Below are 10,247 nucleotides of genomic sequence, written 5' to 3'. Positions count from 1 at the left end.
CCCGGGCGATACCACGCCCGGGGGTGCGTACGTCCGCCGTGCGGGCCCGGTCTCCCGGGCCCACGTCGGCCGGCTGCTAGGCGGTGTCCCGGCGACCGCCGTACCGGCGGGCGGAGGAGCCGCGGCCGGTGGTGGTCTTCCCGGCGGCGCCGTCGGACGGCTTGCCGGACGCGGAGCGCCTGCCGGAGCGGCGGGCGGCGGTACCGGCGGCGGCGCCGGTGGACGTGCCCGCGGCCGCGCCGTCGCCCGAACGCCGGCGGGAACCGCGTCCCGCGCTCGTGGGAGCGGTCCCGGTCCCGGTCCCGGTCCCGGTCCCGGTCGCGGCCGGAGCCGCGGCCCGGCCGCCGGTCGCCTTCGGGGCCGAACCCCGGCCCCCGGCGGCGGCGGTGCCCGTCGCCGTGCCGGACCTGCCGCGATTGCCGCGCCTGCGGCTGGAGCCGCCACCGGTCTTACCGGCCGGGCGGGCCCCCTGCGGCGTCGCGGGCGCGGGGATGTCCAGGGTGACGGCCACACCGGAGGGCTCGCGGGCACCCGTGATGGTGGCGAGTTCCTCGTCGTCCGGCCGGACCCGGACGGTCCTGGGACGGATGTCCGCGTCCGACAGCAGCCGGGACATCTCCTGCTTCTGCTCGGGAAGCACCAGGGTCACCACATTGCCGGAGCCACCGGCCCGGGCCGTGCGGCCGCCCCGGTGGAGGTAGTCCTTGTGATCGCCGGGGACATCGACGTTCACGACGAGGTCGAGGTCGTCGATATGGATGCCACGGGCCGCGACGTTCGTCGCCACCAGGGCGGTGACCTGGCCGTTCTTGAACTGCTCCAGGGTGCGGTTCCGCTGCGGCTGGCTTCGTCCGCCGTGGAGCGCCGCCGCGCGGACACCGACCGACAGAAGCCGCTTGGCGAGCCGGTCGGCGGACCTCTTGGTGTCGAGGAAGAGGATGACCCGTCCGTCACGCGCGGCGATACGCTGAGTGACGGCCTTCTTGCTGGGCTCGTCCTGCACATGGAACACGTAGTGCTCCATGGTGGTCACGGCTCCCGCCGACGGATCCACGGAGTGCACCACGGGGTCGGTCAGGAAGTCGCGTACCAGCCGGTCGATATTGCGGTCCAGGGTGGCCGAGAAGAGCATCCGCTGCCCGTCCGGGCGCACCTGTCGTATCAACCTGGTGATCTGCGGCAGAAAGCCCAGGTCGGTCATCTGGTCGGCTTCGTCGAGCACCGTGATGCGTACCGCGTCGAGCCGGCAGTCACCGCGTTCCACCAGGTCGTTCAGCCTGCCGGGGGTCGCCACGAGCACCTCGGCACCACGCCGGATCGCGTCGGCCTGCCGGGTGATGGACAGGCCCCCGACCACGGTGGTGAGCCGGAGGTTCACCGCTGTCGCGTAAGGCGTCAGCGCGTCCGTCACCTGCTGCGCCAGTTCACGGGTCGGCACCAGGACCAGGGCGAGGGGCGCCCGGGACTCGGCCCGGAGGCCCGCCGTGCGGGCCAGGACCGCGAGCCCGAACGCGAGGGTCTTCCCGGAGCCGGTACGCCCCCGTCCCAGGAGGTCGCGGCCGGCCAGCGAGTTGGGCAGCGTGGCGGCCTGGATGGGGAAGGGGGTGGTCACGCCCTGCGCGGTGAGGGTCTTCAGCAACGCGGCGGGCATGTCGAGACCGGCGAAATCTTCGACGGCGGGCAGCGCGGGGGTGGTGCCTGCCGGCAGCCGGAACTCCCCGGGCTTCGACGCGGACGCCCGGGGTGACGCGGTGCGCCTGCTTGATTTCCGGGACCTGTTGGCCATGCGGTTTGTCTGCCTTCCAGGAAAAGCACAAACCGGGGTCCGCACCATGACGGTGCGGACCCCGGTGAGTGGATACGCGTCCGGCGATCAGGCGGGAACGATGTTCTCCGCCTGCGGGCCCTTCTGGCCCTGCGTCACGTCGAAGGAGACCCGCTGGCCCTCCTGGAGCTCACGGAAGCCCTGCGTCGCGATGTTCGAGTAGTGGGCGAAGACGTCCGGACCGCCGCCGTCCTGCTCGATGAAGCCGAAGCCCTTTTCAGCGTTGAACCACTTCACGGTTCCCTGTGCCATGACATTCTCCTTAATGTAGGCAGAGGCCCCATCCGGAGATGCCGGAAACAAATTATGCGCCTGAGGATAAACATTCCCGTCAGGCGCACATAGGTTCATGGGTACCAAAACTGCAACGGGACAACTATAGCACGACGCGGTGATCACGGGTGGATCACCCACGTGGCCGGGGCGAGCGCCCGCCACCCCCTCCCACCAGCGGCTACTCCACAGGTCCCGGTCGGCGCGCGACACCCGCGGACCCCGGCCCGCGGTCAGCCCGCCCGCCGCCGGATCCGCCGGATGCCGAACGCGGTGAGGAGCCCGCTGAGCGCCAGATAGGCCGCGGTCTCCAGCCACTGGAAGGACCAGTAGCGGTTAGCGGGGTGGTAGTCGACATCGATATGGAGGTCGTGCCGGGCGAGGCATACCGCGGTATCGCCGAAGGTGCCTTGCGCGCCGGTCCGTGGCGGGCTGTCGAGGCAGTTGTCGAAGACGCTCGTCCGGAGGGTCCGGCCGTCCGGGGTGCGCAGCGGGCTCGTCTCGGCGATCCACGCGTCGGGCGAGCCCGGGATCCGTACGCCGCCGACGACGGGCCCGCCGGTGATGCTGCCGAGACTCCGCGCCGCGTTGATGGCCTCGGCCGTCATCGGCAGTGCGGCCCTCTCCGGCGGCAGGAGTGCCGGTCGTACGACATTGGGGAAGAAGAACTGAAAGGCGAGGAATGCGACGAGTGTCACAGCCATGGCGGGCAGGGTTCTGCGCAGGACGAGCCCGGCGACCGTTCCGAAGGTGAAGGCCAGTGCCGCGTACCCGATCGGGGCGATGTTGCGGGCGCCGAAGACGAAGGTGTCGAACCGTTCCCCGACCACCGCGTCGAAAGGGCGGGCCGCCCAGGTGAGCAGGGCCGCCGCCGCACCGGTCATCAGGACGGCGGCGGCACCCACGAGCAGGATCTTGGTCAGCAGCCATCGCCGGCGGGTGACGCTCTGGTTCCACGCCAGCCGATGGGTGCCGTTCTCCAGCTCCCGGGCTACCAGGGGAGCGCCCCAGAAGGTTCCGAGCACGGCGGGGAGCAGGGCGAGTCCCGCCGCCGTGAACAGCAGGGTGTTCTGGTACGCGCCCCGGAACCGGTTCCGTGCCGAGGCGCAGTCGGCCGAGCCCTCGCAGCGGGCCCGGTAGGCGTCGTACGCGTCACGGATGTCCGCGCCGAGATAGAGGAGGTACCCGGAGACGATCACGAGCGCGGCGGCGCCGAAGAGCGCCTGGACGCGGAACTGGCGCCAGGTGAGCCAGATCATCGGCCGGCCCTCCGGGTCGTGACCCCGGTACGGACGGGGCCGGGTACGGCCGCGGCGCGCGTCATATAGGCGAGGGCGAGCTGTTCGAGGGTGAGGGGCCGGGCCGCGTAGGCGCCGTAATCGGAGGGAAGCCTCCCGCCACCGGTACGGACGACGGCGCTGCTGTACGTGTCGTGCTGCTCGACCGCGATCGTCTCCACCCCGGCCGGCGGCTCGCCGAATCCGCCGCGCGGCCCGGTCAGCCGGGCGTGCCCGGCCAGCAGCTCCCCGATGTCCCCGGCGACCTGGACGCGGGAGCCGCAGAGCACCACGAGATGGTCGCAGACCTGCTCGATATCGCCGAGCAGATGGGAGGAGAGGACGGCGCCGGCGCCGAGTTCACGGACGAACTCCGTCAGATTCCGCAGGAACCCCTGACGAGCCAGGGGATCCAGGGCCGCCGCGGGCTCGTCGAAGACCAGCAGCTCGGGCCGTTTGGCGGCCGCGACGGCCAGGGCGAGCTGCGCCCGCTGGCCTCCCGACAGCTGCCCCGCTCGCTGCCCGGGACGCAGCCCCACCTGTTCGACCCGCCGCTCGGCGAGACCGGGGTCCCAGCCCGGGTTCATCCGCGCCCCGAAGGCCAGATGCTCGGCCACGGTGAACGAGCCGTACACCGGTGTGTTCTGGGCGACGAACCCGACCCGGGCCAGATGCGACGCGTCCGCCGCGGGACGCGACCCCAGCACCGTCAGGGATCCTGCGGTCGGCTCGACGAGTCCGCAGATCAGATGCAGCAGGGTCGACTTGCCGGCCCCGTTCGGGCCCACCAGCCCGACGATACGGCCGGCGGGGACGGCGAGATCCACATCGCTCAGGGCCGGGGCGCCGCGACGGCCGTACGACTTGGTCAGGCCTACCGCGTGGATCGCGGGAGGGGAGTCTGTAGATGACATGGCCTCATCGTGGGATCCGCGGGTGACGACCGGCATCGGCCGTCGGTACGGTCGACGCCGTGTGGGACCGTACTTTCGGCCGGTCCGCCGCTGGTCCGCCGCCGCGGTGGATCTGGGCTGGGTGCCCCGGCTGTTGGCACGTTCCGCCACGTCACGACGTCTCCACGAAGCCGTTCTCCCAGGCCCAGACGGCGACTTCGGTCCGGTTGCGCGCGCCGAGCTTGGTCTGGATCCCCGACAGATGGCTCTTGACCGTGCTGAGCGATATGAACAGCTCGGCCGCGATCTCCTGGTTGGTACGGCCTCGGGCGACGGCCCGTACGACGTCCAGCTCGCGCGCCGACAGCGGCGAACGCCGCGCACGGGCCCGGGGCAGGGCCGCGGTGTCGTGGAGATGTCTCAGGAGCCGGAGGGTGATGGAGGGGGAGACGAGCGCCTCGCCGTTGTGTGCGGCGCGGACGGCCTCGACGAGCAGGGCGGGCCCGGCGTCCTTGAGGACGAAACCGGCCGCGCCGCCGCGCAGCGCGCCGTACACGTAATCGTCCAGGTCGAAGGTGGTGACCACGACGACCCGCAGGGGATCGGTCACCCCGGGACCGGCCAGCGCGCGGGTGACCTCGATACCGTCAAGACGGGGCATCCTGATGTCCACCAGGCAGACATCGGGGCGGAGCCGCCGGGCGAGTTCCACGGCCTCGGCGCCGTCCCGGGCCTCCCCGACGACGGAGATGTCGTCCTGATCCTCCAGGATGAGCCGCAGTCCGCCGCGGATCATCGCCTGGTCGTCGGCGATCAGGACCGTGATGGTCATCCGGGCTCCCGGGTCGGGACGGGCAGGGTCGCCCGTACGGACCAGCCGCCGCCGGGCCGGGGGCCCGCGGTTAACCGGCCGCCGAGCTTCTCGACACGCTCGCGCATGCCGATCAGACCGTACCCCCGCTGGTGGGGACGTGCGGAGTCGGCCCGGGCGTCGTCGGTGACCTCGACGGTCACGGTGTCGGCGGCGCGGCCGACGGTGACGTCCACGGAGCGCGCGTGCCGGGCGTGCCTCCGGACGTTCGTCAGCGCCTCCCGTACGACGCGGTACACGGTGCTGGTCACCTCGGGCGGCCACCCCGTGTCGTCGCCGGGCCCGCGCAGGCGCACCGGAGGGCCTTCGCGGCCGAACCGTTCGACCAGCGCGCCGAGCGTCTCGGGACCGGGGGAGACGGGCGCCGCGTCGCCGTCGTCGCGCAGCAGCCCGACGACCCGGCGCATGGCGGCCATGGCCTCGATACCGGCGGCCTCGATCCCGGCCAGCGATGCGGGCACCCCCTCCGGGTCGCGTCGTGCCACGACGTGCGCGGCCTGTGCCTGGATCAGCATGCCGGTGATGTGGTGGGCCACGACGTCGTGCAACTCCCGGGCCAGTTCCAGCCGTTCGGCCCGGCGCACCTCGTCGGCGGCGGCCACGGCCCGGCCGTCGAGCCTGCGCAGGGACAGTCCGGCCCCGGCGGCGGCCAGCAGAATCGCCGCGGCGACGGGGCCGACCACCGAGGTCGGCCGGACGGCGAACTGGGCGGCGGCCAGCAGCAGTCCGGCGCCCGCGACGGCCGCCGCCCGTGCCGGGGGCAGGGATCTGACCGCGGATCCGACGAGCACCCCCAGGCCCAGGGCCACGGGTGGGCCGAGCGCGGCCGGAAGCCCGGTCCCGGGGAGCGCCGTGACGAGGACCCCCAGTGCCGCGACGAGCAGTGCGGCGATGGCGGTACGGGTCCGGTCGCGGTGGCGGAGCAGCGCGAGCGCGCATACCGGTACGGCGGTCGCGGTGCCGGGCACCCAGTACGCGGCTCCCCAGGTGCGGCCGAGGGCGTCGGCCTGGACCACGACGGCCGCGAGGAACACGACACCGAGCCCGATGGCGGAGACGCCGCCGGCCCATCGGGCGGGGACGGCGATGCCGATACCGCAGCCGCCGCCGACGGGCGGGCCGGCGGTCGGCCCCGCCGCGACGAGGTCGGGGCCGGGGTCGGGGTCGGGCGCCTGGCGAACGGTGCGTACGTCCGTGGGTTCCTCCGGCATCAGGACCGTGCCGCGTCCCGCGGGGGTCGCGCGTACCGCCCCCGGGTGCGGTCGATACGGCGCAGTACCGGTCCCACCAGGAGCGCGGCGCCCATCGCCGTCGTGGCCAGGGCCGGTACCGGGCCAGGACCTTCGATCCAGCCGAGCCCCGTCACCACCGCCCCGCCGACGGCGATACCGCAGGCCGCTCCGCCCGGGAGCGTCCTGACCGCGGATCCGACGAGCACCGCCAGGGCGAGCGCCGTGACCGGCGCGGGCTCCCGCGGCAGCCGGTCCCCGGCGATCAGGGACACCGTGACGGCACCGGCGGTCACGACCAGTCCGGCCACCACCGCCCGTGGTCTCCACCGCTCGCGCACCAGGGCCAGGCCGCCCACGGCGACCGAGACGACGGTGCCGAGCACCCAGGACACGCCGCCCCAACTGGTCGTGAACATATAGGCCGTGAAGGCGATTCCCGCGACGAGTACGAGGCCGAGCCCGATGTCGACCGTCCTTCCCGTGGGTCCGGCCGGACGATCCGCTGTTGTCATGCCGTCCAGGCTAGAAAGCCGGAGCGGGCCCGCGTATCGGCCGAAAGTACGGAACCGGGGCCGTGATCGCGGTCGGTCAGACCCGGGGGGCCGCCCTCACGAGTTGCGCGAGATGGACGGCCGCGTCGCGGAGGGGGGTGTCGTCGGCCGTCACCCGGCTCAGGAGTTCGGCGCCCTCCAGCATGCTGATCACCGTTCCGGCGAGGGGGCCGGCCGCGGCCGGTGCGATGCCGCTCTCCGTCAGCTTGGCCGTGACCAGCTCCCGCCACGCGGTGAGGGAGCGGGTCGCGGCCTCCTGGAGGCCGGGGACGCGGCCGATGGTCTCCAGGGCGGTGACCGCGACCGGGCAGCCGTCGCTCCAGTCCGACTCCTTCAGGTCCTCCGCCAGCAGCAGGGCGCAGGCGGCCGCGGCCTCGGCCGGGTCCGGGCTCGACGCGAGGCCCTTCGCGAGCAGCTCGCCGAACTCCCGCGCGCCGTGGTGCATCGCCTCGATCGCCAGCTCTTCCTTGCCGCCGGGGAAGAAGTGGTAGACGGAGCTGGGCGAGGCCTGGGCGGCGCCGGCGATGCGCTTGACCGAGGTGCTCTCGTACCCCTGGCGCTGGAGCAGGGCGGCCGTCGCCCGGATGATCCTGCGGCGGGTGTCCGCGTCGGACGCGCGGTCGAACGGTGCGGTGGCTGGCATGGTCACGAGTCTACTGGTTGGAACGTTCGATCCAAAGCTGGCGTATGCTCTGGATCGAACGTTCCAACCAGAACCATGGACGGGTATCGATGAGCACAGCAGTACCGGCCTCCTCGTGGGAGAGCCACCCGGGATACGCCCGTATGTTCGCGCCGGGGGAGTTGACCGTCGGCTTGTTCCTGCCCCTGTGGCCGTACGCGGGGGACATGGCGGACCTGCGGGGCCAGACGGAGGTCGTCCGGACGGCCGACGAGGGCGGGTTCGCCGCCGCCTGGGTCCGGGACGTGCCACTGGCCGACCCCGCCTTCGGCGACGTGGGGCAGGTGTACGACCCGTGGACCGCCCTGACCTGGCTCGCGGCGCACACCGCCCGGATATCCCTGGCGACCGGCAGTGTGATCTTCCCGCTGCGCCATCCCATCGACCTCGCCAAGCAGGCGGCGTCCGTGGACCATCTCGGCGGTGGCCGTCTGGTGCTCGGCGCGGCGTCCGGCGACCGCCCCGTGGAGTTCCCCGCCTACGGGGTGGACCACGGCGAGCGCGGCGCCCGCTACCGGGAGGCGGTCGCGTCCTTCCGCGGACTCCTGGGGGCGGACCGGCCCGGCGGCGCGAGTCTGCTGCCGAAGCCGGTACACGGCCGGATCCCCCTCCTGGTCACCGGGTCGTCCCAGCAGTCCCCCCGCTGGATCGCCGAGCACGCCGACGGCTGGCTGGTCTATCCCGGCGCCACCGCGACCCCCGCGGGGCCGCGGGGTCTCGGGGACCGGATCGGGGCGTGGCGGGACCTGGTCCCCGGCGGGGAGTTCCGTCCCGTCGCCACCAACGAGTGGATCGATCTGCACGAGGACCCGGGCTTTCCGCCCACCCCGCTGCGCGGCGGTTTCGTCCTGCGTACGGGCTCGCGGGGCCTGCTCGAACTGCTCGGCCGCTGGAAGGAGGCGGGGGTCAACCACGCCGCTCTCGGTGTCCAGCACGGGCGGCGGCCGGCGGCGGAGGTGGTGGCGCAGCTCGCCGAAGAGGTCGTACCGGAGTTCCCCGCCCTGGCGTCCCCCGCGCCCCTGGCCGCCGCGTGGTGACCCCGGCCGTGTCCGCGGACGCCGGTGGTCCCGGCGCCGGGGCGGAGTCCGGCGCGTTCCGCGAGGCGATGCGGCTGTGGGCGACGGGCGTGGCGGTCGTCACCACCCGGAGCGACGAGGGCCCGCACGGTACGACCCTCAACTCCCTGCTGTCGGTGTCGCTCGACCCGCCCACCCTGCTGATCTCGCTGCGGCGCGGCAGCCGTACCGATGACACCGTCCGGGAAGCCGGGCGGTTCACCGTCAACGTCCTCGCCGCGGGCCAGGAGGCCGTCGCCGACCGTTTCACCCGGCGCCGTTCCTTCGGCGCCGAGGAGTTCGCGGGGGTACGCCACCGGCCGTCCCCCGACGGCGGCGGGCCGGAGCTGGAGGGGAGCGCCGTCGTGATGACGTGCCGTACGGTCCGCCGGATCGAGGTCGCCGACCACGCCCTGGTGGTCGCCGAGGTGACCGGCGTCCGCCGTCCCTCCGCCCCTTTCGGCGGCCCGCTCCTCTATGTGGAGCGGCGCTACCGCGGACTCGCCGGGCGGGCGCCGGACGTCGAGGGTTGATCCGGGCGGGCCGCTCCCGGGGCGGGGACCGGACCGGGTCCCGCCCCGGGTTCCGTCAGATTCCGGCGACCGACTGGATCCAGGGCCGGTAGGCGGTCACGTTCGTATAGGCCGTCATGGTCTGCCGGTCACTGGTGGACGCGACGCCGACCTGGATGCCGTTGGCCATCATCGGGCCGCCGGAGTCGCCGCCCGCCGTGATGCCGTTGCCGCGGCGGGCGCAGATCGCGGAGCCGTTGTAGGCGTCGCGGCAGCCGCCGGTGACGATGACATCGGCGACCTTCAGATAGCGGGACTGGCAGTTGGCCTCGGAGCCGCACTGCGACGTGGCGCCCCAGCCGTACACCTGGACCGTCTGGTTGACCGACACCGAGCCGGGCTGTCCCAGGCGGGCGTAGGTCGCGGACACCGAGCGGTCGAGCTTGACCAGGGACAGGTCGGACGAGGAGTGGTTGTAGATCCCGGAGGCGTTGGCCGCGGTGCCGCCGCTGCTCTGGTCGAGGCTGCCGATCCGGAACGACAGCCCGCCGCCGGTGACGCAGTGCTTCGCGGTGAGGATCCAGGTGGGCGCGATGATCGTGGCGCTACAGGTCTGCCGGCCGTTGGAGAACAGCCGGGCCGCCCAGGGGGCGTTGCTCGCGTAGTCGCCGCCGATGATCGGCAGCGCCGCGGTCCCGGCCGTGTCCCGGGGCGCGCTCTCCGCGACCGGCGCCGGTGCCTGGGCCGACGCGGTGGGGGCGAGAGCGACGACGGAGAGCGCGGCGGTCGCGAGAGCGGGTATGAGTCGGGTGATGCGCACGAGGTCTTCTCCATTGTGTGGGGGTGGAGCCCTGCTGGGATGCGCAGGAAGGCCAGGGACGCGACGTGGGGGTCTTGTTGCGTCCATGATAGGAGTGACTGCGGAGAATCTGGCAGACGCGCCACCCGGCGCACAAGGGGTCGGCGGGGACGATTTCCGGGTACGCCTAGTGCTGTGACCGGAAAGGTTTGCCGGCCCGCGGCGTTCGGTGCGGTGCATCGCAAGGCGGAGGTCCACGGCTCGTACTGGACGTACT

Annotated in this window: 11 protein-coding genes; 2 read left to right on the top strand and 9 right to left on the bottom strand. The window is 73.2% G+C overall.

Translation table 11 applies throughout. The features are described 5' to 3' along the window. Positions 1-76: 76 nt before the first annotated feature. The 8 genes from ACFXG1_RS32425 to ACFXG1_RS32390 all read right to left on the bottom strand — a co-directional run bounded on the left by ACFXG1_RS32425 (position 77) and on the right by ACFXG1_RS32390 (position 7,565). Entirely contained in the window at positions 77-1,786 is a 1,710-nt protein-coding gene (locus ACFXG1_RS32425) for a DEAD/DEAH box helicase (protein WP_384745762.1), read from the bottom strand. Positions 1,787-1,873: 87 nt separating this feature from the next. Further along, positions 1,874-2,077 (bottom strand): cold-shock protein, encoded by a 204-nt coding sequence (locus ACFXG1_RS32420; protein ID WP_030069301.1) that lies wholly within the window; start codon positions 2,075-2,077, stop codon positions 1,874-1,876. 254 nt (positions 2,078-2,331) lie between these two features. After that, the gene (locus ACFXG1_RS32415) at positions 2,332-3,357 is read right to left on the bottom strand and encodes an ABC transporter permease subunit (RefSeq protein ID WP_384719539.1); all 1,026 of its coding nucleotides are present in this window, start codon (positions 3,355-3,357) and stop codon (positions 2,332-2,334) included. Beyond that, positions 3,354-4,289 (bottom strand): ABC transporter ATP-binding protein, encoded by a 936-nt coding sequence (locus tag ACFXG1_RS32410; protein WP_384719541.1) that lies wholly within the window; start codon positions 4,287-4,289, stop codon positions 3,354-3,356. Before ACFXG1_RS32410 ends, ACFXG1_RS32415 begins: the two co-directional genes overlap by 4 nt. A 151-nt stretch (positions 4,290-4,440) precedes the next feature. Continuing rightward, a complete protein-coding gene (locus ACFXG1_RS32405; RefSeq protein WP_384719543.1) occupies positions 4,441-5,100 on the bottom strand; it encodes a response regulator in 660 nt (219 codons plus the stop codon). Further along, positions 5,097-6,350: a sensor histidine kinase gene (locus ACFXG1_RS32400; RefSeq protein ID WP_384745759.1), complete on the bottom strand. Its 1,254-nt coding sequence runs from the start codon at positions 6,348-6,350 to the stop codon at positions 5,097-5,099. Before ACFXG1_RS32400 ends, ACFXG1_RS32405 begins: the two co-directional genes overlap by 4 nt. After that, entirely contained in the window at positions 6,350-6,883 is a 534-nt protein-coding gene (locus ACFXG1_RS32395; protein WP_384718918.1) for a metal transporter, read from the bottom strand. Before ACFXG1_RS32395 ends, ACFXG1_RS32400 begins: the two co-directional genes overlap by 1 nt. A 76-nt stretch (positions 6,884-6,959) precedes the next feature. Continuing rightward, positions 6,960-7,565: a TetR/AcrR family transcriptional regulator gene (locus tag ACFXG1_RS32390; RefSeq protein ID WP_384718920.1), complete on the bottom strand. Its 606-nt coding sequence runs from the start codon at positions 7,563-7,565 to the stop codon at positions 6,960-6,962. Between the two features lie 89 nt (positions 7,566-7,654). Between ACFXG1_RS32390 and ACFXG1_RS32385 the strand changes: the two genes are divergently transcribed. Both ACFXG1_RS32385 and ACFXG1_RS32380 read left to right on the top strand, forming a co-directional pair. Continuing rightward, a complete protein-coding gene (locus ACFXG1_RS32385) occupies positions 7,655-8,641 on the top strand; it encodes an LLM class oxidoreductase (protein WP_384718319.1) in 987 nt (328 codons plus the stop codon). A gap of 8 nt (positions 8,642-8,649) precedes the next feature. Then, positions 8,650-9,192, top strand: coding sequence for a flavin reductase family protein (locus ACFXG1_RS32380; protein ID WP_384745756.1), 543 nt, complete (start codon positions 8,650-8,652; stop codon positions 9,190-9,192). A gap of 55 nt (positions 9,193-9,247) precedes the next feature. Here the strand turns inward: ACFXG1_RS32380 and ACFXG1_RS32375 are convergent, their stop codons facing one another. Next, positions 9,248-9,991, bottom strand: a complete 744-nt coding sequence (locus tag ACFXG1_RS32375; RefSeq protein WP_384745754.1) for a S1 family peptidase — start codon at positions 9,989-9,991, stop codon at positions 9,248-9,250. Positions 9,992-10,247 lie beyond the last annotated feature (256 nt).

Source organism: Streptomyces sp. NPDC059248, from assembly GCF_042753905.1.
Classification (GTDB): Bacteria; Actinomycetota; Actinomycetes; order Streptomycetales; family Streptomycetaceae; genus Streptomyces.
This window is presented reverse-complemented; position numbering and strand designations above follow the sequence as displayed.

Coding starts and splice junctions, on each gene's coding strand:
- ACFXG1_RS32425 (WP_384745762.1), bottom strand. CDS start 1,786: ATGGCCAACAGGTCCCGGAAATCAAGCAGGCGCACCGCGTCACCCCGG.
- ACFXG1_RS32420 (WP_030069301.1), bottom strand. CDS start 2,077: ATGGCACAGGGAACCGTGAAGTGGTTCAACGCTGAAAAGGGCTTCGGC.
- ACFXG1_RS32415 (WP_384719539.1), bottom strand. CDS start 3,357: ATGATCTGGCTCACCTGGCGCCAGTTCCGCGTCCAGGCGCTCTTCGGC.
- ACFXG1_RS32410 (WP_384719541.1), bottom strand. CDS start 4,289: ATGTCATCTACAGACTCCCCTCCCGCGATCCACGCGGTAGGCCTGACC.
- ACFXG1_RS32405 (WP_384719543.1), bottom strand. CDS start 5,100: ATGACCATCACGGTCCTGATCGCCGACGACCAGGCGATGATCCGCGGC.
- ACFXG1_RS32400 (WP_384745759.1), bottom strand. CDS start 6,350: ATGCCGGAGGAACCCACGGACGTACGCACCGTTCGCCAGGCGCCCGAC.
- ACFXG1_RS32395 (WP_384718918.1), bottom strand. CDS start 6,883: ATGACAACAGCGGATCGTCCGGCCGGACCCACGGGAAGGACGGTCGAC.
- ACFXG1_RS32390 (WP_384718920.1), bottom strand. CDS start 7,565: ATGCCAGCCACCGCACCGTTCGACCGCGCGTCCGACGCGGACACCCGC.
- ACFXG1_RS32385 (WP_384718319.1), top strand. CDS start 7,655: ATGAGCACAGCAGTACCGGCCTCCTCGTGGGAGAGCCACCCGGGATAC.